This window comes from Rhodanobacter sp. UC4448_H15 (assembly GCF_052978265.1).
In genome coordinates, this window is the sequence record NZ_CM129665.1 from 2,204,208 (window position 1) to 2,230,225 (window position 26,018).

Consider the following 26,018-nt stretch of genomic DNA (forward strand, 5'->3'; position numbering starts at 1 on the left):
ATCCCGGGGCGACGATGCACAAGAACCGACTCGAGGCGTTCAGCGACGGCGTGCTCGCCATCATCATCACCATCATGGTGCTGGAGATGAAGGTGCCGCACGGCGAGACGCTGGCGGCGTTGCTGCCGATGGCACCGGTGTTTCTCAGCTACGTGCTGAGCTTCGTCTACGTGGGCATCTACTGGAACAACCACCACCACATGCTGCAACTGGCCGGCCCGGTCAGCGGCGCGGTGTTGTGGGCCAACCTGCATCTGCTGTTCTGGCTTTCGCTGCTGCCGTTCGCCACCGGCTGGATGGGCGAAAACCACTTCGCGCAGGGGCCGACGGCGCTGTACGGCGTGGTGCTGCTGATGGCGGCGCTGGCGTACTGGATGCTGCAACGCGCGCTGATCCGCGCCGAGGGCCGGGCATCCGCGCTGGCCCGCGCCGTCGGCGGCGACTGGAAGGGAAAACTCTCGCCGATGATCTACGCCAGTGCCATCCTCGTCTCGTTCCGCGCCGCGTGGATCGCGCAACTGCTGTATGGCGTGGCCGCCCTGCTGTGGCTGGTGCCGGACCGGCGCATCGAACGGGTGGCGGGACGGGCGCCGCACTGAGGCGGGTTCTGCCGGCGAGTTTGGCCGGCGAGTTTGGCCGGAAAGAGTTGGCCGGAAAGTTTGGCCGGAAAGGGTTGGCCGGAAAAGCTTGGCCGGATCGGTCCGCTCCGGGTCCGGTGCAGGGCTCGTCGAGGACGCAGCGGCTGCCTAGAGTGACGGCTCCCCCATGATGGAGTCGCCCCATGTCCGACACCCCCGCCTTGCTGGTCATCGACGTGCAGCAATCGTTCCTGCAGGCACCGTACTGGCGCGAAGACGACCTGCCGGCGTTCCGCGAGAAGTTGTTGCAGCTGATCGACGGCGCGAGCGCCCGCGGCTGGCCGATCGTGCGCATCCTGCACGAGGAGGCTGCCGGTCACTTCAGCGTGGCGTCGGGGCTGGTGCAGCCGATGGCGTGGGTGCCGCAGGTGCACGACACGGTGTTCCGCAAGCAGGTGCACAACGCGTTCACCGGCACCGGCCTGCAGGCATGGCTGCGCGAGCGCGGCATCGGCCGCGTCATCATCAGCGGCATCCGCAGCGAGCAATGCTGCGAGACGACCGCCCGGGTTGCTTCCGATCTCGGCTTCGACGTCGATTACGTCACCGAGGCGACGCTGACCTTTCCGATGGTCCACGCCGGCAGCGGCACTCGCTACGATGCGCAGGACATCAAGCAACGCACGGAACTGGTTCTGGATGGACGCTTTGCCCGCATCCGCACCGTCGATGACGTCCTCGCCGATCACTGAGGTGTGCTTCGTGCTGCCACCGGACCTGATCCTGCTGGATCTGGCCGGTGCCGCCGACGCCTTTCGCATTGCCGCGGCGATGGGCTTGCCGGTGCGCCTGCGGCTGATGGCGCCGGTGGCGGCGGGCGAGGCGGCACCGACTGCGCTGGGCGTCAGTCTTGCCGGCGTCGAACCGCTGCCGGCGAAGTTGCTCGAGCACGTGCTGATCGTGGTGTGCGGTGCCACCGGCAGCGCCGCGCGCCTGTTGTCGTCGGCGGCCGGCAAGGCGCTGGTGGCCTGGTTGCGGCGCCATGTCGTCGCTGGCCGACCGCTGGCCTGCGTCTGTTCCGGCGCACTGCTGGCCGCCGCCGCCGGCCTGCTCGACGGGAGACGCTGCACCACGCACCACAGCCTGCTCGACGAGCTGCGCCAACTGGCGCCGGCGGCCGAGGTGCTGGACAGCCGCGTGTTCGTGGAAGACGGCGAGGTCTGCACCAGCGCCGGCATCACCGCCGGCATCGACCTCGCGCTGCACCTGATCGCCAAGCTCGGCTCGCCGCGCCTGGCCGTCGCCGTGGCGCGGGAAATGGCCGTCTACATGCGCCGCGCCGCCGGCGACCCGGCGCTGTCGCCGTGGCTAGAAGGGCGCAACCACATGAACATGGCCATCCACCGCGTGCAGGACGCGCTGCTCCAGGCGCCCGCGCAGGACTGGCCGCTGGCGCGGCTGGCCGACATCGGCCACCTGAGCGTGCGCAGCCTCACGCGCCACTTCCGCGAAGCCAGCGGCATGTCGGTCAACCGCTACCACGCGCGTCTGCGGCTGGCGCTTGCGCGGCAGGCGCTGGCCAACGGCGACAACGTGGAGCGGGCGGCCGAGTGCGCGGGCCTGGGTTCGGCACGGCAGCTGCGCCGCTTGTGGGCAGCGCATGCCGACGACCGTCCGGCGTCGGTGCGGTCACGCGGTTGAGCGGGCCTAGAGCAGGCTTTCCAGCGGCAGCAGCTTGAGCATCTGCACCTCGACCCGGTGGCCGGTGGTGGCGCCGGGGTCGTGGTCGTAGGTCACCGGCTTGCCGTGCTCGGTGGCCTGCCATTGCATGGCGCCGCCATGCGCCGAGCCGTCCTGCTTCAGGATCACGCGGTAGGCCTGCTCGGGCAGCGTGGCGCTGTCGAAGAACGCGGTGACCGCCGCGGCCAGCGGCGGACAGTCGACGATGATGCCCATCTCGGTATTGAGCAGTTTCGAGCGGGCATCCATGTTCATCGAGCCGATGAACACCTTCTGCCGATCCACCACGACGGCCTTGGCATGCAGGCTGACGCCCGAGGAGGTGCCGCCGGTGGTGGCCGGTTGCGGCGCGCCGGCGGCGGCTTGCAGTTCGAACAGTTGCACGCCGCTTTCCAGCAGCGGGCGGCGATAGCGCGAATATCCCGAATACACGATCGGCTCGTCGTTGGAGGCCAGCGAATTGGTCAGCACCTTGACCGTCACGCCGCGCTTGGCCAGCGCATCGAGATAGGTCGTGCCGCGCTCGCCGGGGATGAAGTAGGGCGAGATCAGCAGCAACTCGTGCTGCGCGGCGTCGGCCATCGCCTTGATATCCGGGCCGATGCGCAGCTCGGGCTGGTCCCCGGTCGCCTCGATCTTGGCCGGCTGGTCGGCCACCAGCGTGGCCGGTCCCCAGAACCACTCGCCCTTGCGGTCGGCGGAGGCGCCGTAGGGCAGGGCGTCCAGCGTGGCCTGGGCGTAATCCGATTGCGCGAACGCGCGCGCATCGTGCGCCAGTTCGGTCCGCAGTTTCGCCAGGTCGACATGATCGGCATGCTTGCCATGGAATGCCTTCACCGGATAAGCCGCGTCGCAGTTCCAGTACTCGTCGAAGGCATGCGAGGCCTGTGGCACCACCGGGCCGATCGCGATCAGGTCGAGGTCGCGGAAATGGGTGTCCTCGCCCGCGTCGAAGTATGCATCGCCGATGTTGCGTCCGCCGACGATCGCCACGTTGCCGTCGGCGATGAACGACTTGTTGTGCATGCGCCGGTTCAGCCGGTGCGTGTCGAGCAGGAACTGGGCAGCCTTGGAGAATACCGACGGCTTCTTCGTGGCGAACGGGTTGAACAGGCGCACCTCGATGTTCGGGTGGGTATCCAGCGCGTCGAACAGGTCGATCGCCTGGCTGGCGTTGATGTCGTCCACCAGCAGGCGCACGCGCACGCCACGGTCGGCCGCGGCCAGCAGGCGCTGCGCCATCAGTCGCCCGGTCGCGTCGTTGTCGAAGATGTAGTACTGCAGATCCAGCGAATGCTGCGCGTGGTCGGCCAGCGCCACGCGGCTCATCAGCGCATCGGTGCTGCGGATGAGCAGGCGGAAACCCGACTGATCCTGGTGCTTGGCGGTTTCCGCGTGCACGTAGCGCGCCGCCGGCGTGCCCACGGTCGGCGGCAACGCCTTCGACACCGGCTTGACCACGGGCGCGGGCGGCGAGCAGGCCGCCAGGGCCACGCCGAGCAACACCGCGCCAAGCGCTCTGATGAGTCGCCGCATGTTCACCCGCCTTTTGCTGCGTGCCGATCACGGCTTCGCGGCAATCGTCCATCGCCAGCGGCGTACTTTGCGAAGGCGGTCGTGAAATCCATGCGACTGTGGAGCCTCGCCTGACCCGGGTACTCGGGTTTCCGCCTTTCGCCTATCCCCAGCTCGACAACGGCATGGCACCGGGCGCGAACATCCCCTGCGGCCCGAAGTGGAACATGCGGGAGCGGTCGCGTGCGTAGTCGTGGCCTTTCTCGGCGAGCACGGACCGGTTCAGTTCTTCGTACCAGCGTTGCACCGTGGTGGCGTCGGTCAGCAGCAGGAAGGTCCAGTCGGGGAACACCACGGTGACGGGTTCGTCGCCGTGCCAGGCGAACTGCGCCTCCGCGCCGTGCTGCACCATGTCGGCGCCGATCAGCTGGTTCAGCGAGCTGCGGATGCGCTCGAACTCCATGTCCGGGAGCAACGGGGTGAAGTTCTTGACGCCGTGGAGTTGGCCTTCATGGCGTCGGTTGTCGGTTTCCTTGCCGCGAACGATCACATCCTTCAGATCGTAGTCGCCGTGGATGTAGACCCAGCCCTTGCCGGCGTGGTCGAGCTGCAGGCAGCCGTAGTGGCGGGATGCGGGGTCGACGTCGACGCGCCAGCGCCACTCGGCCGAGCAGGCGGCGGCGCGGCCCACGCCCCAGGCCGCCCAGCTTTCCGGACGCTGCGGATCGCCCATGGCCGGCATCTTGTTCTCGGCCGCCAGGTAATGCATGCCGTCGTGCCAGGCCTTCATCGCCTTGTCCCGCTTGGCCGGCTTGAAGGCCCCCGGGTGCATGCCCGGGTGCACCACCAGCCCGGCGATGACGTAGTCCTGTTTCACCATGCGCCCCGCCACCGAGCGCATGAGGCCCGACGGGTTGACGTCGGCGGTCTTGGCTTTCAACAGGGCCGGTTTGGGGTAATAGCCGGGCATGCCGACGTAGCGCAGCGAATCCTCGTTGGTATGACGCACGAGCAGGATGACCTTGCGCTCCCGCGCCACCATGAGGAACTTCTGCAGGTCGATGCCGCGCATTCCGATGCCGATACCCATGTTCGTCGTCCTTGTGTCGTATGGATGGGGGGAGTGTACGAGTTTTGAAAATCGAGATCGGAGCAAAAAGCCCCGGCGACAGGGTTCCGGACTCGGCGCGCAAGGCAATCTTTGCGTCGGTGGAACGATGGGACCCCGGCGTTGGCACTTTTTCGCGCGATGCCGATACAAAAAAATCCCGCCATCGGCGCTGTCTGCTCCCACGACGTCGGGAAGGCGTGGATACGTTGTCGCGGAATTGTGGACTACCCGACATTTCGAGCAGTCAGCGTGGTGGTGATGATGATGCCTGAGGGTTGGCGCTGGCTCGTGCAGGCGGCGATGCCGTGACCTGATCCAGACTGTAGAGATAGTCATGGCCGTATGCGCTACCGTCCACCAGTTCGCCAGCCTTGATGCCGGTGAGACCTTTGTCCTTGTGCGCGCCGCACGTTTCCGTGCAGTTCCAAGCCGTGCCATCGCGCGCGTGGACGATCATCACCGTCTTGACGCCGTCGCCCACAAAGGCTCCGGCTGGCGCAAAGGCGAGTGACGGAATCATGGCCTGCTTTCGTTGGCTGTGAAGATTTCCACCTAGGGCAATGAGGCGGCCTTTGGCTGCCAGATCGCGCAAGTGTTCACCCACTTGCTTGTTCATCTGCACGGCGTTCTGCTCCTTGCCTGTCAGTTGGAAATCCAGCGTGAGCTTGCCTTGCTTCTCCAGCGCCTCCAGATGGTTGACCAGCGACATCATCGCCTGCGACGTCCTGCCATCCACGCCGGCCCAAGTCCGGTCGCCAGTATCACGGGCGAAATTAGGCAGCTCGAGCGAGACAAAGAGCGGCGCAACGCCGGCAGCCACTTCCGCGTCCACCAGGCAACGCACGAGGTTGGGTGATTCCACGGTGCCGTGTAGCTCGCCGAGGTAGATGTTGCCCAGCTGCAGCAGGGGCTGGAGCTTCTGTGCGGAGGGACACGCAATAGATGTGTGGTCGGGTGCCGTGAAGGCATGTGGAGGCGTGGCCAAGCCGGCATGGGCCAGCGAGGCAAGGCCAGCAAGGGCAGTCACCCATGTGGCGGATCGGATCCTGGAACGCGTGCCGTTTGGAAACTGGAAGCGCATGGCTTTCTCGCGGGCGATATTAAGGAGACGGAGAAAGTTAATCCGATTATCGGTGGTGTGCATCGCCAGATCTGCTACGCCGCCTCGGCACTCAACTTCACCCCCAACGCCTGCACGACCTTCATGATCGTGGCGAACTCCGGGTTGCCGTCCGCCGACAACGCCTTGTACAGGCTTTCGCGGCGCAGGCCGGTGTCGCGTGCGAGTTGGGAGATGCCGCGGGCGCGTCCAACCACGCCGAGGCTGTCGGCGATGAAGGCGGGATCGCCGGTTTCGAGGGCGGCAGAGATGTACTCGACCTGGGCTTCGGGGGTGGCCAGATGTTCCGCGGGGTCGAAGGGGCGAGTTTTGGTGCGCAAGTTTCACCTCACAGGCGGTCGGCGGTTTTGAACTGCCTTGTGACTGCCGAAATGCCCGAGCGCCATCATAGTCAGGCAGCCCGTGGCTCCACCCGGCGCAGGATTTCGTCGCGTGTGGCCAGTGTCTTGAGATCGTAAGTTGCCTGCAGGTTCAGCCAGGACACCGCGTCGCCGCCGAAGTAGCGTGCCAGGCGCTCGGCAGTGTCGGCGCTGATGCCGCGGCGTTCGTTGACGATTTCGTGGATGCGGGTGGCCGGTACGCTCAGTGCCACGGCCAAGGCGTTGGCGCTCATCCCCAGCGGGGTGAGGTAGTCCTCGCGCAGGATTTCGCCGGGATGTACAGGGCGCATGCGATTGACGGGAAGTTTCATATGGCTCTCTCAGTGGTAATCCACGATTTCGACGTGCTCGGGTCCGCTGGCTGTCCACACAAAGCAAACGCGCCACTGCCGGTTGATGCGGATGCTGTGCTGGCCAGCGCGATCGTGCTTGAGGGCTTCGAACTGGTTGCCAGGCGGTGAACGCAGAAACTCAAGCGTTTGCGCGGCATCGAGTTGCGACAACTTGCGGATGGCGGCGTCCTTGATGGCACGGAACCGACGAGGATCGCCACCCTCGAACAGCGCCTGCGTATCCTTGCAATGAAAGCTCCTGATCACGCGCTGACGGTATTACGTTTGACGTAATACGTCAAACGAGCACCGTATCCGCTGGAAAACGCATCCCTTGGCCGAGAAGGGTTTGCAAGCGGATCAGATCCACTCAAATGCAAACGGCGCCGTATCGCTACGGCGCCGTTGCAGTTTCAGATACCGGTCTTCGCCGGAATGACGAACTTCAGAGTGCCTCGAAGATTCCCGCCGCGCCCATGCCGGTGCCGATGCACATCGTCACCATGCCGTACTTCTGCTTGCGCCGGCGCATGCCGTGCACCAGCGTGGCAATGCGCACCGCGCCGGTGGCGCCGAGCGGGTGGCCGAGCGCGATCGCGCCGCCGAGCGGGTTGACCTTGGCCGGGTCGAGCTTGAGGTCGCCCATCACGGCGAGTGCCTGGGCGGCGAAGGCTTCGTTGAGTTCGATCCAGTCGAGCTGATCCTGGGTGATGCTGGTTTGCGCGAGCGCCTTGGGAATCGCTTCCTTCGGGCCGATGCCCATGACTTCGGGCGGCACGCCGGCGACGGAGAAACCGACGAAGCGGGCCAGCGGCTGCAGGTTGTATTGCTTGATGGCCTTTTCGCTGGCGAGCAGCACGGCGCCGGCGCCGTCGGACATCTGGCTGGAGTTGCCGGCGGTGACGGTACCGCCGAACTGGCCGTTGCGGAACACGGTTTTCAACTTGGCCAGCACTTCGGGCGTGGTGCCGGCGCGCGGGCCTTCGTCCTGGTCGATGACGCGGTTGTCGGTGGTGATGCCGCGGCTGGCGAGATCCGGGTAATGGTCATCGAGCTGGAACGGGGTGATCTCGTCCTTGAACTCGCCGGCGGCCTGGGCGGCCAGAGCGCGGCGGTGGCTTTCGACGGCGAAAGCGTCCTGCTGCTCCCGGCTGACTTTCCACTGCTTGGCGACGTTTTCGGCGGTGATGCCCATGCCGTAGGCGATGCCGATGTTCTCGTCCTGGAAGATCGCGGGGTTCATGGCGATCTTGTGGCCCATCATCGGCACCATGCTCATGCTCTCGGTGCCGCCGGCGAGCATCAGGTCGTCCAGGCCCAGGCGGATGCGGTCGGCGGCCATCGCCACCGACTGCAGGCCGGAAGAGCAGAAGCGGTTGACGGTGACGCCGGGCACGGTGTGCGGCAGGCCGGCCAGCAGCAGGCCGATGCGCGCCACGTTCATGCCTTGCTCGGCCTCGGGCATGGCGCAGCCAATGATGACGTCGCCGATCTGGTGCGGGTCGATGCCGGGCGCCTGCGCCATCACCGCGCGGATCACGTGGGCGAGCATGTCGTCCGGGCGGGTGTTGCGGAACACGCCGCGCGGCGCCTTGCCGACCGGGGTGCGGGTGGCGGCGACGATGTAGGCGTCCTGGATTTGTTTGGTCATGACGGAACTCCAAAAGGGTGAGAAAAGAGTGGAGAGGAGTGAGAAGTGAAAGAAAGCCTGGGCTTCGACTCTCACTCCTCACTTCCGCGCGCGCAGCGCGCTCACTAGTTCCTCAAAGGTTTGCCGGTGGTCATGGTGTGGGCGATGCGGGCCTGGGTTTTCTCGGTTTTCGCCAGCTCCACGAAGTGCTTGCGTTCCAGTGCCAGCAGCCATTCCTCGTCGACGGTCGAGCCGCGCTCGATCACGCCGCCGCACAAGGTGTCGGCGATGCGCGAGGCGATGTCGACATCGTGCTCGGAGGCGAAGTAGCCGGCTTGCAGGTTGGCCAGTTGCGCCTTGAAGGTGGCGGTGCCGACGTCGCCGGCGACGATGACCTGGGCGGGCAGGGGCGGGCGGTAGCCGGCCTCGGCCAGCGACAATGCCACCTTCTTGGCGACGTACAGCAGTTCGTAGGCGTTGAACACGACCACGTCGCTGTCGCGCAGCAGGCCCATGTTCTTCGCCTCGATGGCGCTGGGGGAAACCTTGGCCATCGCCACGGTCTCGAACACCTTCTTCAGTTCCTCGAACGGATCGGCCGGATTGGCCCTGGACGCACGCACGGCCAGTTCATGCAGGCCGCCACCGGCGGGCAGCAGGCCGACGCCGGCCTCGACCAGGCCGATGTAGCTTTCGAGTGCTGCAACCGTCCGGGCGGAATGCATCTGGAATTCGCAGCCGCCACCGAAGGCCATGCCGCGCACGGCGGAAACCACCGGCACCAGGGCGTGCTTGATCGCCATGCTGGTGCGCTGGAAGTTGGCGACCATCTTGCCGAAGTCGTCGAACTTGCCGTCCTTCAGCAGGCCCAGCGCGCCCTTGAGATCCGCGCCGGCGGAGAACGGTTCGCCGGTCTGCCAGATCACCACCGCCTTGAGCTTTTCCTCGGCCAGCCTGATCGCGTGCTGGATGCCGTCGAGCACGTGGTCGTTGACCGTGTTCATCTTGGTCTTGAACGAGAGGATGCCGACGCCGTCGTCGCCCAGCGTCCACAGGCGGATGCCGTCGTTCTCCCACACCGTGCTGCCGGTGTCGAACTTTTCGCCCAGGATCGGATCGGGGAACAGCTGGCGCTGGTAGACCGGATGCTGCGAACGCGGCTTGTCGGCGTTGGCGCTGGCCGAATACGAACCGTTCTTGCCGTGCACGCCCGTGCGGCCGTCGGTGACCCAGGCGGGCAGGGGCGCATCGCTCATCGCCTTGCCGGCCTTGATGTCTTCATTGATCCATTCGGCGACCTGCTGCCAGCCCGCGGCCTGCCAGGTCTCGAACGGGCCGAGCTTCCAGCCGTAGCCCCAGCGGATGGCGAAATCCACGTCGCGCGCGGTGTCGGCGATGTCGGCCAGATGATAGGCGGTGTAGTGGAACAGATCGCGGAAAGTGGCCCACAGGAACTGCGCCTGCGGGTCGCTGGAGGCGCGCAGCTTGCCGAACTTCTCGGCGGGGTCCTTGATCGCCAAAATCGCGGCGACTTCATCGGAGGGCCTTTGTTCGGACGGCCGGAAGTTATATGCGGCTCCCTCCGCAAAAGCCCGGCCATCCTTGGCCGGACTCTTCAAATTGGCCACGTCCAGCACCTGGATGTCCTTGCCGACCTTCTTGTAGAAGCCGCCGCCGGTCTTCTGGCCCAACGCACCCTTCTCGATCAGGCCGGCCAGCCATGCCGGCGCCTTGAAGTACCGGTGCCAGGGATCGTCGGGCAGGGTATCGGCCATGGTCTTGATGACGTGGGCCATGGTGTCCAGGCCGACCACGTCGGCGGTGCGGTAGGTGGCGCTCTTGGGGCGACCCACGGCCGGGCCGGTCAGCGCGTCGACGGTGTCGAAGCCGAGCTTGAATTGCTCTGTGTGATGCATGGTGGCGAGCATCGAGAACACGCCGATGCGGTTGCCGATGAAGTTGGGCGTGTCCTTGGCGATCACCACGCCCTTGCCGACGGTGGTGACCAGGAAGGCCTCGAGGCCGTCCAGCACGTTCTGGTCGGTGAGCCGGGTCGGGATCAACTCGACCAGGTGCATGTAGCGCGGCGGATTGAAGAAGTGCACGCCGCAGAAGCGGTGGCGCATTTCCTTCGGCAGCGCCTCGGCCAGCGTGTTGATCGACAGGCCCGAGGTATTGGAGGCGATGATCGCGGTCTTCGACAGGTGGCCGGCGATCTTCTTGTACAGGTCGAGTTTCCAGTCCATGCGCTCGGCAATGGCCTCGATGACCAGGTCGACATCCTTCAGGTGATCGAGATCATCGTCGTAGTTGGCCGGGATGATCGAGGCGGCCAGGGCCTTGTCGGCCAGCGCGGCCGGCGACAGCTTGGCCAGGTTGGCGATCGCTTTCAGCGCGATGCCGCTCTTCGGACCCTCTTTCGCGGGCAGGTCGAACAGCACGGTTTCCACGCCGGCGTTGGTCAGGTGCGCGGCAATCTGCGCGCCCATGACACCGGCGCCCAGCACGGCGGCCTTGCGGATGCGCAAGCCGAGGGTGGGTGAGGATGCAGCAGTCATTGGCTTCTCCGATGGTGCGAGGGGTGGTGCGATCAATGGGGCAGGCGGCGCTGGCAGGGCGAGTTCACGGGTGGCTCAGCCCGGCGGCGGCGAAGCGGATCAGGTGCTGGACGGTCTGCTCAAGATGCTCTTGTTCGCTGACGTCGCCCTTGCGCTGGATCATGCCGAAGCCCGACATGGCGTGGGTCAGCGCACCGGTCACGAGGTCGATGCGCCAGTACAGCTCGGCCTTGCCCAGGTGCGGCAGCAGCCGGGCGAATTCGGCGGTGAACTGGCGCATGACGTGGCCGTAGTTCTCCGACAGGAAGCGGCGCAAGTTGTCGTCGTGCTCGGCGAAGGCGCGCGCCAGCACGCGCATGAACAGGGCGCCCTTGCCGTCGTGCGACAGCTCCAGCGCCGGGCGGATGTAGGCGGCGAGCACCTGTTCGAGCGTGGCCTCGCCGCCGGCCAGCTTGTGCAGGGCGGCCAGGCGATTGGCATTCAAGGCGTCCAGGCGCCGGCGGAATACCTCCTCGACCAGTTTCTCCTTGGAGCCGAAGTGGTAGTTGACGGCGGCCAGGTTGACCCCGGCGGCGGCGGTAAGCTGGCGCAGCGAGGCGCCATCGAAGCCGCGCTGGGCGAACATTTTTTCCGCGGTGCCGAGGATGCGATCCCGGGTGGAGCTGGTCGAGTTCACGGAAGCGGACGTCCTTTGGCAGCTGACGCGATTCAAACGATCGTTTGAGCATACGGGAAGCGCTTCCCGGGCGTCAAACGAGCGTATGGATCAGGCCTGCGCGATCCTTGCCAATGAGCTAGAATCTGTCAGACTTTAGTGGGCTAAATCCTCATTCCTTGTCGGAATTGGCTATCTTTGCCGGTAGTTGCCCGCTCAATCACTTTTCCCGAAATCCGTCAGCCGGAGCAGATCCCATGGCGCTGGAGCGCACCCTTTCCATCATCAAGCCCGATGCCGTCGCCAAGAACGTCATCGGCGAAATCTACGCCCGTTTCGAAAAGGCCGGCCTGAAAATCGTCGCCGCCCGCATGAAGCAGCTGTCGCGCGCCGAGGCCGAAGGCTTCTATGCCGTACATCGCGAGCGCCCGTTCTTCAAGGCCCTGGTCGAGTTCATGATCTCCGGCCCGGTGATGATCAGCGTGCTGGAGGGCGAAAACGCCGTGCTGGCCCATCGTGACCTGATGGGCGCCACCAACCCGAAGGAAGCTGCGCCGGGCACGATCCGCGCCGACTTCGCCGAGTCGATCGACGCCAACGCCGTGCATGGCTCCGACGCCGTGGAAACCGCCAAGGTGGAGATCGCCTATTTCTTTGCGGCGACGGATGTGGTTTCGCGTTAATTTCGTGCGTTCATCCTTGAACGCGAAGATCAGACAGCGGCCACTCGTGGCCGCACAGTAGAAACAAGTACGTTCGTCCCTGAACGCGAAGATCAAACAGCGGCCATCCGTGGCCGCACTCTTCACAAGAGCCACTCTTTGAACTCAGTTGTCGCCAGCTCGAACAAGGTCAACCTGCTCGATTTCGATCGCCAGGGTCTGCGTGATTTCTTCACGCAGATCGGCGAGAAGCCGTATCGCGCCGAGCAGGTGATGAAGTGGATCTACCACGACCTGGAAGACAACTTCGAAAACATGACCGACGTGGGCAAGGCGCTGCGCGCCAAGCTCACCGAGGCTTGCTACATCGGCGCGCCCAAGACGCTGCTGGACAAGGTCGCCACCGACGGCACGCACAAATGGCTGCTGGGCATGGATTCGGGCAATGCGATCGAGACGGTCTACATCCCCGAGCCGACCCGCGGCACCTTGTGCGTGTCCTCGCAGATCGGCTGCGCGCTGAACTGCCAGTTCTGCTCCACCGGCGCGCAGGGCTTCAACCGCAACCTGTCCACCGCCGAGATCATCGGCCAGGTGTGGGTGGCGGCGAAGTACCTGGGCAACGTCACCCACCAGAACCGCCGCATCACCAACGTGGTGATGATGGGCATGGGCGAGCCGCTGGCCAATTTCGACAACGTGCTGAAGGCGATGAAGCTGATGCGCGACGACCTGGGCTTCGGCCTGGCATCGAAGCGCGTCACCTTGTCCACTGCCGGCCTGGTGCCGCTGATCGACCAGTTGTCCGATGCCATCGACGTGTCGCTGGCGGTGTCGCTGCACGCGGCCAACGACGAGCTGCGCACCGAACTGATGCCGATCAACAAGCGCTACCCGATCGCCGAGCTGCTGGCGGCCTGCCAGCGCTGGGTCGCGCGCAAGCCGCGCACCTCGATCACCTTCGAATACACCTTGATGAAAGGCGTCAACGACCAGCCCGAGCACGCCCGCCAGCTCATCAAGCTGATGCGCAAGCTGCCCACGTGCAAGGTCAACCTGATTCCGTTCAACCCTTTCCCGGGTACGCAGTTCGCGCGCTCGGACGCGGCTGCGATCCACGATTTCCAGAGTCAGCTGCTCAATGCCGGCGTGCTGACCATGCTGCGCCGAACTCGCGGCGACGACATCGACGCGGCCTGCGGCCAGTTGGCGGGGCAGGTCGCCGACCGTACCCGGCGCAGCGCCGAACTTCGCAAACGGCAGAACCAGGGGGCTTTGCATGCGCTTTGACCGGGTGGTGATTCCCTGCTTGTTGTTCGCCCTGGCCGGCTGCGTCACCACGCATACCAACACCGGTGCGCTGGGCAAGCCGCTGCCGCAGGAGAGCAAGGCCGAGCAGGCCACGGACGCGGCGCGCATCCACACCGAACTGGGCCAGCATTACCTTGCCACCGGCGACCTGCAGACGGCGCTGAGCAAGGTGCAGATGGCGCTCCAGTTCGACCCGAACTACGCTCCCGCCCATACCGTCCTCGCCTACATCGATGCGCGGATCGGCAAGCTGGCCGAAGCGGAGCAGCACTATCGCAAGGCGGTGGCGCTGGAGCCGACCAAGGGTGCCTGGAACAACAACCTCGGCCAGTTCCTGTGTTCGCGGGGCAACTATGCCGAGGGCGAAACCTATTTTCGCAAGGCGGTGGCCGATCCGTTCTACGCCACCCCTTCGGAGGCCCTGGCCAACGCCGGCGTCTGCCAGCTGATGGCAGGCGACAAAACCAAGGCAGAAGCGGATTTTCGTGACGCCATCGCGCGAAATCCGCAGAATGGCGAGGCACTCTTCCAGCTCGCAAACCTTCTTTACCAGGGGAAAGATGCGTTTCGCGCAAGGGCATTCCTGCAGCGTTTCGACGCGCTGGGCAAACCGACTGCCGCCGCGCTGAAACTGGGGTACGACATCGAATCAAGCATGGGCAACCCGGAGGGGGCCCGCAATTATCTCAAGCGACTGCGCAGCCAGTTCCCGGACTCGGAACAGGCGCACGCCCTTGACTCCATCGACAACCCATGACGTCCATGCAGCAGTCTCCCATGTTCGACCACGCGCCTGACGGCACCCATTCTTCCCTCGCCCATGGAGCGGGGCAGGGAGCGATGGCCGGTGAATCGGCCCAGCCGAGTTTCGGCAGCCGGCTGCGCGCGGCGCGCGAGGCACGCGGGCTCGATCTCGAGGCCTGCGCCAACGCGCTGCGGTTGCCGGTGCGGGTGTTGCGCAAGCTGGAACTGGATCAGTACGACGGCACCGACTCCAAGGTCTACCTGGGCAGCTACATCGCCAAGTACGGGCGCCACCTGGGCATCAACGACGCCTCCATCCAGCTCGAAGTGGACCGCATCCGCCAGATCGACGCGCCGCTGGTGACCAGTGGCGGCATCTCCCATTCGCGCTTCCTGTTCGACCGCTACGCCACTGCGGCCACCTACGTGGTGCTGACGCTGGTGATCGCCGTGCCCACGCTCTGGTTCGGCGTGAAAAGCACGCTGGATCGGGACATCACCCATTTGGCCCCGCTGGACGCCGCCCCGGTGGCACAGCAGGAGCAAGCCGGCACCAGCACCCCGGCGATGGTTGCCGCCGACCGCGCCCGCCAGCCGGCGGCGCCGGTGCAGGCCTCGGCCGCCGACACGGCATCAGAGCAGCCGTTGCTGGCCTCGATGGCGCCGTTCCCGAGCCTCGCCAGCGACACTCGTCCGGCCGTGCCTGCGCCGCCGGCAGCGATGGTCGCCGCCGGCAGCGGTGGCCATCAGCTGGAGCTGACGCTCAGCGCGCCGAGCTGGGTCGAGGTGACCCGTGCCGACGGCACGCGTCTCGAATACGGTTTGCTGCCGGCGGGCAGTCACGCCGTCTATCACAGCGACCAGCCGCTGAACGTGAGCATCGGCAACGTCGGCGGCGCCCAGGTCGCGATCGACGGGCAGGCAGTGGGAATGGATGATTTCCGCCGCGCCAACGTCGCGCATTTCCGCGTGCAAGTGCAGGACGGCAAGGCCTCCGCCACTGCCCTCTGATCGGCATCGCCGCCGCTGCCGGCGACCCAATTCGGTTATGCTTGCGCACTGCCCGCCTGCGACCAGGCGGGTCTGATCCACCCATTACCTGTGTTTACGCGCTGGACTGCGCCAAGCGGTGCGCGGCCTATTGAACGGTGATTGCATGGCATTTGAAGAGTACGACAAGTACGAACAGAGCGAGTTGGTACAGAAGTGGCTGCGCGAGAACGGCGTTTCGATCGTTGTCGGTGTTCTTATCGGACTGGTCGGCATCTTCGGATGGCAGCAATGGCGCAACCACCAGGCCCGCAACGAGAGCGCGGCCTCGCAGCTCTACCAGCAGGCCAAGGTGGCGCAGCTGTCGGGCAAGCCCGACGTGGCCGCCCAGTTGACCGACCAGTTGATGAAGGATTACGCCAAATCGCCGTATGCGCTGTTCGCGGTCAGCGACCGCGCCCGCCAGCAAGTGCAGGACAAGCAACTGGACAAGGCCCAGGTCTCGCTGGAGTGGGCCGAAAGCCACACCACCGAAGAGCCGCTGAAGTCGCTGACCCTGGTGCGCATCGCGCGGGTCGAATTGGCGCGCGACCAGGCCCAGGCCTCGCTGGCCACGCTCGACCGCGTGCCGCCCGGCAGCTTCCAGGGCATGGTGCAGGAACTCCGCGGCGATGCGATGGTCAAGCTTGGACGCATGGACGATGCACGCAAGGCCTACCAGGCGGCCATGTCGGCACTGAGCGAGGACGCCCCGCAACGCGGCGCCTTGCAGATGAAACTCGATGACCTGGCCGTGGCCGGGAAGCAGGGTGCATGAAAGTTCACATGATCAAACGCGCCATGCTGGTTTCGCTGGTTTCGCTGCTGACGCTCGCCGGCTGCCACTCCTTCAAGAAGGAGAACGTGCAGCCGCCGACGCCGCTGGCCAAGGATTTCAAGCCGACGGTGCAGGTGACGCGACTGTGGCGCGAACGAGTGGGCGACGGCGCGGGCGACAGTGGCGTGCGGCTGCGTCCGACCGTGGTCGATGGCGTGCTCTACGCCGACAGCACCGACGGCAAGCTGGCCGCCTTCGACGCGGCGACCGGCAAGACGCTGTGGTCGAAGAGTTCGCGCACGCACGGCTGGTTCGGCTGGGGCGACAAGAAGCGCAAGGACGCCCAGTATGCCGGCGGTCCGGCGGTAGGCGGCGACCTGCTCGCGGTGGGCACGCTGGACGGCCACGTCTACGGCGTCAACGCAAAGGACGGCAGCCCGCGCTGGGAAGCCGAACTCAATACCCAGGTGCTGGCCTCGCCGGTGATCATCGGCAACCAGGTCATCGTGCGCGGCAGCAACGGCCGGGTTTATTCCCTTGACGCGGCCACCGGCGAGCGCCAGTGGGTGAACGACCAGGGCAACGTGCCGCTGCTGAGCGTGCGCGGCAACGGCGGCTTGCTGGTCGCCAACGGCGTGGTGTTCTTCGGCAGCGACGACGGCCTGCTGGTCGCGCTGCGCCTGGACAACGGCAGCAAGCTGTGGGAGCAGCGCCTGGCCAGCGGCGAGGGCCGCACCGAGATCGACCGTCTGAACGATGCCGACGGCGCGATCCTGCTCGACGGCAGCACCCTCTACGGCACCGCCTACCACGGCAACGTGGTGGCCATCGACGGCCCCAGTGGCCGCCCGCTGTGGTCGCATCCGTTCTCCAGCTATACCTCGCTGGCGGTGAAATACAATGCCATCTTCGGCGTCGACGATCAGTCGCGCGTGTGGGCCTTCGACAAGTCCGGCGGCGCCGACATGTGGAAGAACGACGCGCTCCGCTACCGCTGGCTGACCGGGCCGGCCGTGCAGGGCAACTACGTGGTGGTCGGCGATGCCGAAGGCTATGTGCACTGGCTGCAGACCGGCGACGGCGCGTTGGCCGCGCGCGAGCGGCTTTCCAAGAAGGCGATCCGCGCGCAGCCGCTGGTGGTCGGCGATGTCGTGTACGTCCAGGACGTGAAGGGCCACATCGGCGCCTACCGCCTGTCCTCGCCCTGATCGCGGGACGAAGTTTCCATGCTGCCCGTCGTCGCCCTGGTCGGTCGCCCCAATGTCGGCAAATCGACCCTGTTCAACGTGCTCACGCGCAGCCGCGACGCGCTGGTGGCCGACATGCCCGGGGTCACCCGCGATCGCCACTACGGTGCGTGCCATCTGGGTGAGCGCCCGTTTCTCGCGGTCGATACCGGTGGTCTGTCGGGTGTCGAGGAGGCGATCGACGTCCTTACCGCGCGGCAAGTGCGACTGGCGATCGAGGAGGCCCAGGTGCTGGTCTTCGTGGTCGATGCGCGCGACGGCCTGCTGCCGCAGGATCACGTGATCCTTGGCGAGTTGCGCCGCAGCGGCAAGCCGATCATCGCCGCCGTGAACAAGATCGACGGCCTGGATGAACAGGCCGCCCTGGCGGAATTCGCCGCCTTCGGCATGGCCACCACCTTGCCGATTTCCGCTGCGCATGGTCGCGGCACCGACGAGCTGATCCGCGCCGTGCTGCCGCTGTTGCCGCCGGACGAGGATGCCGCGAACGAGCCGTCCACGGAGGACGGCAGTATCCGCGTGGCGATCGTTGGCCGCCCGAACGCCGGCAAGTCCACGCTGATCAACCGCCTGCTGGGCGAAGAACGACTGATCGTCTCCGACGTCGCGGGCACCACGCGCGACCCGATCCGCGTGCCGCTGGAGCGCGACGGCAAGCGTTACACCCTGATCGACACCGCCGGCATCCGACGCAAGGCGCGGGTCGAGGAGGCGGTGGAGAAGTTCAGTGTGATCAAGACGCTGCAGTCGATCGCCGCCGCCCAGGTGGTGGTGATGATGGTCGACGCGCGCGAGAACCTGGCCGACCAGGACCTTACCCTGATCGGCTACGCCATCGACGAGGGCAGGGCGCTGGTGATCGCGCTCAACAAGTGGGATGGCCTGGACGCCTATCAGCGCGAGGAATGCCTGCGCGCGCTGGATCGTCGGCTGGTGTTCGTCGACTGGGCCAAGCGCGTGCACATATCGGCGCTGCACGGTTCCGGGCTGCGCGAGCTGATGCGCGCGGTGGTGCGCGCGCACGCGTCGGCGACCAGGGAGCTGAGCTCCTCCGACCTGACCCGCACGCTGGAAAAGGCGTACGAAGGCTACCAGCCGCCGCTGGTCAACGGCCATGCGCCGAAGCTGCGCTTTGCGCATCCGGGCGGCACCAATCCGCCGACCATCGTCATCCACGGCACGCGCACCAAGCACATCGCGCCGGCCTACCAGCGCTACCTGGAAAACTTCTTCCGCAAACGCTACAAGCTCGAAGGCACGCCGGTCCGCATTGCCTTCCGCGAGGGTGAAAACCCCTACGCCGGACGCAAGAAGGTGCTGACCAAGGAGCAACAGCACAAGGCCCGCCGCCGGCTCAGCGAACTGATCAAGCGCACGCGCTGATCGTCGACGCTCAGGGAAGATCCGACCGCAGCAACCCGTACACCGCCGCGTCCCGCGGTTGCCCCTCCACCAGCAAGCGCTGGCGCGCGATCGACTCGAATCGTGCGCCGATGCGCAGCGCCGTGGCGCGGCTGGCTGCGTTGTCCGGCAGCGCCACGATCTCGATGCGGATCAGCCCCAGCTGCTCGAACCCGAAGCGCGCGACGTGCTGCGCCGCCGCCGTCGCCAGCCCGCGCCGCTGGCAGGCCTGGCGCATCCAGTAACCGAGATTGGCGCGGCGGTGGATCGGCTCGAACTGGTTGAGCCCCACGCCGCCCAACAGCGAGCCGTCTGCCGCACTGCGCACCGCGAAGGCGAAATGGTTGCCGGCCTGCCAGCCGTCCTGGCAATGCGCGATCCATGCATGGGCGGCATCGTGGCCGTAGTCGGCGCGACACCACGGCAGCCAGCGCCCGACGCTGTCCACGGAGTCGCGCACGGCATCCACCAGGGCGTCGGCGTCAGCGTGGTTCCAAGGGCGCAACCGCACGCGCGCGTCGCCCAGCTCGATCGTGTATTGCGGGTCGTGTTCCATCAGCCTGCCTGGTTGCCGGCGCGCTGCCGTTTGTGCGCATGTCGTCCAGCCCGGATAATGCATCCTTTACGGCCAGGGATCAGCATGAGCGCACGCATACTCGACGGCAAACGCATCGCCCGGGAACTGCTGGAACAGCTGCACCTGCGCGTGGCCGAACGGGTCGGTCGGGGCCTGCCTGCACCGGGGCTGGCCGTGGTGCTGGTCGGCAGCGACGCGGCCTCGACGGTGTACGTGCGCAACAAGCGCAAGGCCTGCCACCAGGTGGGCTTCCGTTCCTTCGATCACGACCTTCCGGCCGAGACCACGCAGGCCGAGTTGTTCGCGCTGATCGACCGCCTCAACGCCGACCCGCAGGTGCACGGCATCCTGGTGCAGTCGCCGCTGCCGGCACACATCGACGAAGACGCGCTGGTCGACCGCATCGACCCGGACAAGGACGTGGACGGGTTCCAGGCAGTCAACGTGGGGCGGCTGGCGCTGCGCCGGTTCGGCCTGCGGCCGTGCACCCCGCGCGGCGTGATGACCCTGCTCGGCCACACCGATCGGCCGGTGCGCGGGCAGCATGCGGTGGTGGTGGGCGTGTCCAACCACGTCGGCCGGCCGCTGGTGCTGGAGCTGATGATCGCCGGTTGCACCACCACCTCGTGCCATCGCTTCACGCGGGAGCTGGAAAGTTTCGTGCGCCAGGCCGACATCGTGATCGTCGCGGTCGGCAAGCCCGGCCTGGTGCGGGGCGACTGGATCAAGCCCGGCGCGGTGGTGATCGACGTCGGCATCAATCGGCTGGAGGACGGCCGGCTGGTCGGCGACGTGGAGTTCGCCCCGGCCGCCGAGCGCGCCAGCTGGATCACGCCGGTGCCGGGCGGGGTGGGGCCGATGACCGTCGCCACCTTGATGGAGAACACGCTGGAAGCGGCCGAGGCACAGGCTGCCCGCGGCAGCGCCGGCTAGGTCGTTCGCTCAGCTGCGGTGGCCGGTGTCGTGCGCGTCGAGCGAACAGGGCGTCGCGACCACCTGGCCGCTGGCCGCATGGTCGGTCTGGATGGTCGTATGGGTGATCGCGAATCGATCGCGCAACATGGCTTCCAGTTCGCGGCGCACGTCGTGGCAGTCGACGTCGAGCTCGACGAAGACGTGTGCCGACAGCGCCGGCATGCCCGAGGTCACTTCCCACACGTGCAGGTCGTCCACCCGCGTGACCGCGGACAGGGCGTGCATGGCCTGGCCGATCGCGTCCGGTTCCAGTCCGCGCGGCGCCGCCTCCAGGAAAACCCGGCCGGCGTCGCGCACCAGCCCGATGCCGGCCTTGAGCATCAGCGCCGCCACCACCAGCGCCGCCAGGGAATCGAACTGGTTCCACCCCGTCCACCAGACCAGCACGCCGGCCACCGCCGTGGCGATGAATGCATACAGGTCGGTGAGCACGTGCTGGTAACTGCCCTGGATGTTGAGGCTTTCCCGGTTGGCCTTGTGCATCGCCCACACCGCCAGCAGGTTCACGCCGATGCCCGCCACCGCCACGACGGTGACCAGCAGGCCGTGCACGGCGGGCGGGTGGATCAGCCGGCGCACGGCCTCGACCACGAACCACGCCGAGAGCAACAGCAAGGTCACGCCATTGGCCTGCGCGCTGAGAATTTCCACCCGCTTGAGCCCGAACGTGTAGCTGCCGCGCGCCGGTCGGCTGGCCAGCCGCATCGCCACCAGCGCCAGGGCGATCGCGCCGACGTCGGTCAGCATGTGGCCGGCATCGGAGATCAGCGCCAGCGATTGGGCCAGCATGCCGACCACCACCTCGACGATCATGAAACCCAGCAGCAGCAGCAGGGCGATCGTCAGATAACGCCGATCGGCATCACGGGCCACGCCGTGGGCATGCGGATGACCGGCCGCATGGGCATGGGCATGGTCGTGTCCCTGTGCGTGATCGCGAGGGTGATCGTGGGGGTGATCGTGAGAGGAATGGGCGTGCACGGCGGCTCCTGCGAAGGTCGCCAAGATACATGCCGGGTGCGGTGCTATGTCATCACATTGGCCGCGCCGCGCGGGTCCGGCGCTGGCGAGGGCAGTGAAGGGAACGTATAATTCCCTCTTTGCAGCGGGACATTTCGCATGCGCATCCTCGCCGAGGCCCTGACCTACGACGACGTCTACCTGGTTCCGGGCCATTCCATCGTCCTGCCGCGCGACGTGAACACCTCGACGCGCTTCACCCGCGGCCTGCGGCTGAACATCCCGATCGTTTCCGCCGCGATGGATACCGTCACCGAGGCGCGCCTGGCCATCACCATGGCGCAGAACGGCGGCATCGGCATCATCCACAAGAACATGACCGCCGAGCAGCAGGCCGCCGAAGTGCGGCTGGTGAAGAAGTTCGAGGCCGGCGTGATCCGCAGCCCGATCACGGTCGGCCCGGAGACCTCGATCCGCGAGGTGCTGCGGCTCACCCACGCGCACAACATCTCCGGCGTGCCGGTGGTCGAGGGCAATCGCCTGGTCGGCATCGTCACCAGCCGTGACATGCGTTTCGAACGCAAGCCGGACGATCCGGTGCGCAATATCATGACCCGCCAGGACAAGCTGGTCACCGTAAAGGAAGGCGCCAGCCAGGACGAGGTGATGCTGTTGCTGCACAAGCATCGCATCGAGAAAGTGCTGGTGGTCAACGACGACTTCCAGTTGCGCGGCCTGATCACCGTGAAGGACATCCAGAAGGCGCGCGACAACCCGCATGCCGCCAAGGACAGTCACGAAGCGCTGCTGGTGGGTGCTGCCGTCGGCGTGAGCGGCGACACCGAGCAACGCGTGGCGGCGCTGGTCGATGCCGGCGTCGACGTGCTGGTCGTGGATACCGCACACGGCCATTCGCAGGGCGTGATCGACCGGGTGGCCTGGGTCAAGAAGCACTATCCGCAGGTGCAGGTGGTGGCCGGCAACATCGTCACCGGCGAGGCGGCGCGGGCACTGCTCGACGTGGGCGTGGACGCGGTCAAGGTGGGCGTGGGCCCCGGCTCGATCTGCACCACTCGCGTGGTTGCCGGTGTCGGCGTGCCACAGATCACCGCGATCGACCTGGTCGCCACCGCGCTGAAGGACGAGATTCCGCTGATTGCCGATGGTGGCATCCGCTACTCCGGCGACATCCCCAAGGCCCTGGCGGCCGGTGCATCCAGCGTGATGCTGGGCTCGATGTTCGCCGGCACCGAGGAATCCCCGGGCGAGGTCGAGCTGTTCCAGGGCCGCTCGTACAAGAGCTACCGCGGCATGGGCTCGATCGGCGCGATGCAGCTCGGCTCCAAGGATCGCTACTTCCAGGACGAGGCCGACGCCGACAAGCTGGTACCCGAGGGCATCGAGGGCCGCGTGCCGTACCGCGGGCCGCTGCGCAACATCATCCACCAGTTGATCGGCGGCCTGCGCGCGTCGATGGGCTACCTGGGCGCGGCCACCGTCGAGGACGTGCGCAGCAAGGCGCAGTTCGTCAAGGTCACCTCCGCCGGCGTCACCGAAGCGCACCCGCACGATATCCAGATCACCAAGGAAGCGCCGAATTACCGCTTGAACTCGTGATCCGGCCGGGAAGGGTGGTCATTACCATGCCCGCCCCTCCCGCCACACGCCGTACCACACCGCCGTCATCCCGGCGAAAGCCGGGGTCCAGCGCCTTCCCAAGCGTCGCGGCACAAGTCACCGGGTCCCGGCTTTCGCCGGGATGACGGGCATGGGGAATCGTCGCCTCGCGTAGCTTCCTGCTTTCGCCGCGGCGACCGGCATGCAGCTTCCGTCACCCGTCGCACTCGTTGGCCCATCCTTTCCCGATACCCGTCCGCCGCCCATGACCAACATCCACTCCCACAAAATACTCATCCTCGACTTCGGTGCGCAGTACACGCAGTTGATCGCCCGGCGCGTGCGCGAGCTGGGCGTGTATTGCGAGATCTGGGCCTGGGACCACGATCCGGGCGAGATCACCGCGTTCGGCGCCAAGGGCATCATCCTGTCCGGCGGGCCGGAATCGACCACGCTCCCGGGCGCGCCCAAGGCGCCGCAACAAGTGTTCGATGCGGGCGTGCCGATCCTCGGCATCTGCTACGGCATGCAGACCCTGGCCGCGCAGCTGGGCGGCGCCACCGAGGCGGCCGACCAGCGCGAGTTCGGCCATGCCCAAGTGGACATTGCGGGCACCAGCCGACTGTTCGAGGGCCTCACCGACCACGCGGACGCGCACCGGCTGGACGTGTGGATGAGCCACGGCGACCACGTGTCGCGCGTGCCGCCGGGCTTCGTGGTCACCGGCACCACCGCGCGCATTCCGGCGGCGGTGATGGAGAACCACGACAAGCGCTGGTACGGCGTGCAGTTCCACCCGGAAGTGACCCACACGAAGCAGGGCGGGGCGCTGCTCAAGCGCTTCATCACCGAGATATGCGGTTGCGCCACGCTGTGGACGCCAGCCAACATCATCGACGACCAGATCGCCCGCGTGCGCGAGCAGGTCGGCGACGACCACGTGCTGCTCGGCCTCTCCGGCGGCGTCGATTCCTCGGTGGTGGCCGCGCTGCTGCACAAGGCGATCGGCGCGAGGCTTACCTGCGTGTTCGTCGACACCGGCCTGCTGCGCTGGAAAGAGGGCGACCAAGTGATGGCCACCATGGCCGAGCACATGGGCGTCAAGGTGATCCGCGTCAACGCGGCCGACCGCTACTTCGAGGCACTCGAAGGCGTCTCCGATCCGGAAGCCAAGCGCAAGATCATCGGCGGCCTGTTCGTGGAGATCTTCGACGAGGAGTCGGGCAAGATCACCGCTGACGGCAGCAAGGTGAAGTGGCTGGCGCAGGGCACGATCTACCCCGACGTGATCGAGTCGGCCGGCAGCAAGACCGGCAAGGCCCACGTCATCAAGAGCCACCACAACGTCGGCGGCCTGCCGGCGCACATGAAGCTGAAACTGGTCGAACCGCTGCGCGAGCTGTTCAAGGACGAAGTGCGCCGCATCGGCGTGGAGCTCGGCCTGCCGCGTGAAATGGTCTATCGCCACCCGTTCCCGGGGCCGGGCCTGGGCGTGCGCATCCTCGGCGAGGTGAAGCGCGAATATGCCGAGTTGCTGGCGCGCGCCGACGCGATCTTCATCGAGGAGTTGCGCAAGGCGGACCTGTACGACCGGACCAGCCAGGCGTTCGCGGTGTTCCTGCCGGTGAAGTCGGTGGGCGTGGTCGGCGACGCGCGCGCCTACGAATGGGTGATCGCCTTGCGCGCGGTGGAAACCATCGACTTCATGACCGCTCACTGGGCGCACCTCCCGTACGAGTTTCTTGGCAGGGTTTCAAATAGAATAATCAATGAGTTGCGTGGTGTTTCTCGCGTTGTTTACGACATCAGCGGCAAGCCACCCGCCACGATCGAGTGGGAATAGGCAAATCAATGGCTTGCGTATGTCGGGAAAGGCCAGCTTGGCTCCAATCTTTCCCAGATAAAGTCGGCAACTTATTGAGATGAAAGACGAAAAATCGGAAACCTCAAGTGATTTCTCACCCGCCGATGTGCGCCACATGCAGCGTGCGCTGCAACTGGCCGCGCACGCCCGCGACAGCGAGAACGAGGTGCCGGTGGGGGCAGTGCTGGTGTTGAACGGCGAAGTCGTGGGGCTGGGCTGGAATCGCAACATCACCCTGCACGATCCGACCGCCCACGCCGAGGTGATGGCCATGCGCGCCGCCGGCGAGCAGCTCGCCAACCACCGGCTGTCCGGCGCCACGCTGTACGTGACGCTGGAACCGTGCTCGATGTGCGCGATGGCGCTGATCCACGCACGCATCAGCCGCGTGGTCTATGCCGCCGCCGATCCCAAGACCGGCGCGGCCGGCAGCGTGTTCGATACCTTGATCGACGCGCGGCACAACCATCGCATCGAGGTGGCCGGGGGGCTGTTGGCCGAGGAATCGGCCCGCATGCTGCGCGACTTCTTCCGCGCCAGGCGCTAGTGGCCGCGCGGCGCCGCCGCCACGGTGTCGATATCACCGTAGGCGGTATCCGGCGGCTTGCTGCCGAGCAGCCGCATCCGCATGCCCCAGGGCGCCACGAAGTCCAGCGCCATGCGGCCAGCCCACGGACCGGAAGTCAGCCGGTGTGGTGCGCCACTGACGATGACGCCACGCTGCCGAAGCCAGGCATCGGTGCGCAGGGTGCCATCTGCGAGGAACTGCAAGGTCTCGCCGGTGGCGGCCGAGCCGCGGGCAGGGGAGTGGCCACGCTCGACGAACAATTCCAGCATCGAACCGCTGCCGCAGGAAAGCAGGCGGGAGCCTGATGCCCCCGCCGCGATTGGCGCGGGGTCGCCAACCGGGCGGCAATTCAGCACGTCGTGGAAAAACGCCGAGGCCTGCCGCAGATCCGGCACGCCGATCCTGGCGTAGTCGCCATCGCCCAGAGTCGCTGCGCGCGCGCCTGCCGGCAGGGTCGCCAGCAGGCCGGCGGCGACGAGCCACAGGAAGAACACGATCTTGTTGTTCATGGCGGGGATTTCCGAAGAACTCGGCAGCCAGATGGTGCCGATCCCCCTCGGCAAAACCCGTGACTGATGACCGGTGTGTTTCCCCGGGCGAACAGTCCGCCAGCCCACCGCTGTTTCTTGCCGGGAACGGTGCGATCACCGCAGCGCCATTGATCCC

26 protein-coding genes are annotated in these 26,018 nt (G+C 66.5%); 14 read left to right on the top strand and 12 right to left on the bottom strand.

The features are described 5' to 3' along the window. Positions 1–14: 14 nt before the first annotated feature. The 3 genes from ACVCMI_RS09900 (at position 15) to ACVCMI_RS09910 (ending at position 2,279) form a co-directional block, all read left to right on the top strand. Complete coding sequence (locus ACVCMI_RS09900; RefSeq protein ID WP_447098956.1) at positions 15–599, top strand: TMEM175 family protein; 585 nt, start codon at positions 15–17, stop codon at positions 597–599. A gap of 182 nt (positions 600–781) precedes the next feature. Beyond that, on the top strand, positions 782–1,330 hold the full coding sequence (locus ACVCMI_RS09905) for an isochorismatase family protein (protein ID WP_447098955.1): 549 nt from the start codon (positions 782–784) through the stop codon (positions 1,328–1,330). Then, positions 1,278–2,279 (top strand): GlxA family transcriptional regulator, encoded by a 1,002-nt coding sequence (locus ACVCMI_RS09910; RefSeq protein WP_447098954.1) that lies wholly within the window; start codon positions 1,278–1,280, stop codon positions 2,277–2,279. Before ACVCMI_RS09905 ends, ACVCMI_RS09910 begins: the two co-directional genes overlap by 53 nt. 6 nt (positions 2,280–2,285) lie before the next feature. Here ACVCMI_RS09910 and ACVCMI_RS09915 read toward each other — a convergent pair whose 3' ends face one another. From ACVCMI_RS09915 to ACVCMI_RS09955, 9 genes are all read right to left on the bottom strand, one after another. After that, positions 2,286–3,854, bottom strand: a complete 1,569-nt coding sequence (locus tag ACVCMI_RS09915) for a phospholipase D family protein (RefSeq protein ID WP_447098953.1) — start codon at positions 3,852–3,854, stop codon at positions 2,286–2,288. A 142-nt stretch (positions 3,855–3,996) separates the two neighbouring features. Continuing rightward, positions 3,997–4,923 (bottom strand): hypothetical protein, encoded by a 927-nt coding sequence (locus tag ACVCMI_RS09920; RefSeq protein ID WP_447098952.1) that lies wholly within the window; start codon positions 4,921–4,923, stop codon positions 3,997–3,999. A gap of 265 nt (positions 4,924–5,188) precedes the next feature. Beyond that, positions 5,189–6,088, bottom strand: a complete 900-nt coding sequence (locus tag ACVCMI_RS09925; RefSeq protein WP_447098951.1) for a hypothetical protein — start codon at positions 6,086–6,088, stop codon at positions 5,189–5,191. Positions 6,089–6,099: 11 nt separating this feature from the next. Beyond that, positions 6,100–6,384: an addiction module antidote protein gene (locus tag ACVCMI_RS09930; protein WP_447098950.1), complete on the bottom strand. Its 285-nt coding sequence runs from the start codon at positions 6,382–6,384 to the stop codon at positions 6,100–6,102. Between the two features lie 71 nt (positions 6,385–6,455). Further along, positions 6,456–6,734 carry a HigA family addiction module antitoxin gene (locus ACVCMI_RS09935; protein WP_447098949.1) on the bottom strand — a complete coding sequence of 93 codons (279 nt, stop codon included), beginning with the start codon at positions 6,732–6,734 and terminating at the stop codon, positions 6,456–6,458. Between the two features lie 30 nt (positions 6,735–6,764). Continuing rightward, the gene (locus ACVCMI_RS09940; protein WP_447098948.1) at positions 6,765–7,043 is read right to left on the bottom strand and encodes a type II toxin-antitoxin system RelE/ParE family toxin; all 279 of its coding nucleotides are present in this window, start codon (positions 7,041–7,043) and stop codon (positions 6,765–6,767) included. Positions 7,044–7,221: 178 nt separating this feature from the next. Next, positions 7,222–8,427 carry an acetyl-CoA C-acyltransferase gene (locus ACVCMI_RS09945; protein WP_447098947.1) on the bottom strand — a complete coding sequence of 402 codons (1,206 nt, stop codon included), beginning with the start codon at positions 8,425–8,427 and terminating at the stop codon, positions 7,222–7,224. 104 nt (positions 8,428–8,531) lie between these two features. Next, complete coding sequence (locus tag ACVCMI_RS09950) at positions 8,532–10,964, bottom strand: 3-hydroxyacyl-CoA dehydrogenase/enoyl-CoA hydratase family protein (protein ID WP_447098946.1); 2,433 nt, start codon at positions 10,962–10,964, stop codon at positions 8,532–8,534. A gap of 64 nt (positions 10,965–11,028) precedes the next feature. Next, positions 11,029–11,640, bottom strand: coding sequence for a TetR/AcrR family transcriptional regulator (locus ACVCMI_RS09955; RefSeq protein WP_395118409.1), 612 nt, complete (start codon positions 11,638–11,640; stop codon positions 11,029–11,031). Positions 11,641–11,876: 236 nt separating this feature from the next. Here ACVCMI_RS09955 and ndk point away from each other — a divergent pair, with 236 nt between their 5' ends. The 7 genes from ndk (at position 11,877) to der (ending at position 18,773) form a co-directional block, all read left to right on the top strand. Continuing rightward, positions 11,877–12,302, top strand: a complete 426-nt coding sequence (gene ndk / locus ACVCMI_RS09960; RefSeq protein WP_395118411.1) for a nucleoside-diphosphate kinase — start codon at positions 11,877–11,879, stop codon at positions 12,300–12,302. A 138-nt stretch (positions 12,303–12,440) separates the two neighbouring features. After that, the gene (gene rlmN, locus ACVCMI_RS09965) at positions 12,441–13,571 is read left to right on the top strand and encodes a 23S rRNA (adenine(2503)-C(2))-methyltransferase RlmN (RefSeq protein ID WP_395118413.1); all 1,131 of its coding nucleotides are present in this window, start codon (positions 12,441–12,443) and stop codon (positions 13,569–13,571) included. Further along, complete coding sequence (pilW, locus tag ACVCMI_RS09970; protein WP_447098945.1) at positions 13,561–14,349, top strand: type IV pilus biogenesis/stability protein PilW; 789 nt, start codon at positions 13,561–13,563, stop codon at positions 14,347–14,349. Before rlmN ends, pilW begins: the two co-directional genes overlap by 11 nt. Then, on the top strand, positions 14,346–15,347 hold the full coding sequence (locus ACVCMI_RS09975; RefSeq protein WP_447110600.1) for a helix-turn-helix domain-containing protein: 1,002 nt from the start codon (positions 14,346–14,348) through the stop codon (positions 15,345–15,347). The genes pilW and ACVCMI_RS09975 overlap by 4 nt, the downstream gene beginning before the upstream one ends. Before the next feature lie 145 nt (positions 15,348–15,492). After that, the gene (locus ACVCMI_RS09980) at positions 15,493–16,143 is read left to right on the top strand and encodes a YfgM family protein (protein ID WP_395118419.1); all 651 of its coding nucleotides are present in this window, start codon (positions 15,493–15,495) and stop codon (positions 16,141–16,143) included. An 8-nt stretch (positions 16,144–16,151) separates the two neighbouring features. Continuing rightward, entirely contained in the window at positions 16,152–17,351 is a 1,200-nt protein-coding gene (gene bamB / locus ACVCMI_RS09985; RefSeq protein ID WP_447098943.1) for an outer membrane protein assembly factor BamB, read from the top strand. Positions 17,352–17,369: 18 nt separating this feature from the next. Further along, the gene (gene der / locus ACVCMI_RS09990) at positions 17,370–18,773 is read left to right on the top strand and encodes a ribosome biogenesis GTPase Der (RefSeq protein WP_447098942.1); all 1,404 of its coding nucleotides are present in this window, start codon (positions 17,370–17,372) and stop codon (positions 18,771–18,773) included. 10 nt (positions 18,774–18,783) lie between these two features. Here the strand turns inward: der and ACVCMI_RS09995 are convergent, their stop codons facing one another. Continuing rightward, the gene (locus ACVCMI_RS09995; RefSeq protein WP_447098941.1) at positions 18,784–19,347 is read right to left on the bottom strand and encodes a GNAT family N-acetyltransferase; all 564 of its coding nucleotides are present in this window, start codon (positions 19,345–19,347) and stop codon (positions 18,784–18,786) included. Between the two features lie 84 nt (positions 19,348–19,431). On the opposite strand from ACVCMI_RS09995, the gene folD reads away from it, so the two are divergent. Beyond that, the gene (gene folD, locus ACVCMI_RS10000; RefSeq protein WP_395118426.1) at positions 19,432–20,301 is read left to right on the top strand and encodes a bifunctional methylenetetrahydrofolate dehydrogenase/methenyltetrahydrofolate cyclohydrolase FolD; all 870 of its coding nucleotides are present in this window, start codon (positions 19,432–19,434) and stop codon (positions 20,299–20,301) included. Between the two features lie 9 nt (positions 20,302–20,310). On the opposite strand, the gene ACVCMI_RS10005 is transcribed toward folD, so the two are convergent. Then, positions 20,311–21,216: a cation diffusion facilitator family transporter gene (locus ACVCMI_RS10005; protein ID WP_447098940.1), complete on the bottom strand. Its 906-nt coding sequence runs from the start codon at positions 21,214–21,216 to the stop codon at positions 20,311–20,313. Between the two features lie 246 nt (positions 21,217–21,462). Between ACVCMI_RS10005 and guaB the strand changes: the two genes are divergently transcribed. From guaB to tadA, 3 genes are all read left to right on the top strand, one after another. Next, on the top strand, positions 21,463–22,920 hold the full coding sequence (gene guaB / locus ACVCMI_RS10010) for an IMP dehydrogenase (RefSeq protein WP_395118430.1): 1,458 nt from the start codon (positions 21,463–21,465) through the stop codon (positions 22,918–22,920). 265 nt (positions 22,921–23,185) lie between these two features. Beyond that, a complete protein-coding gene (guaA, locus tag ACVCMI_RS10015) occupies positions 23,186–24,763 on the top strand; it encodes a glutamine-hydrolyzing GMP synthase (protein WP_447098939.1) in 1,578 nt (525 codons plus the stop codon). Between the two features lie 79 nt (positions 24,764–24,842). Continuing rightward, positions 24,843–25,331: a tRNA adenosine(34) deaminase TadA gene (gene tadA, locus ACVCMI_RS10020; RefSeq protein ID WP_447098938.1), complete on the top strand. Its 489-nt coding sequence runs from the start codon at positions 24,843–24,845 to the stop codon at positions 25,329–25,331. On the opposite strand, the gene ACVCMI_RS10025 is transcribed toward tadA, so the two are convergent. Then, a complete protein-coding gene (locus tag ACVCMI_RS10025) occupies positions 25,328–25,861 on the bottom strand; it encodes a VOC family protein (protein ID WP_447098937.1) in 534 nt (177 codons plus the stop codon). The genes tadA and ACVCMI_RS10025 overlap by 4 nt on opposite strands. Positions 25,862–26,018: the final 157 nt, after the last annotated feature.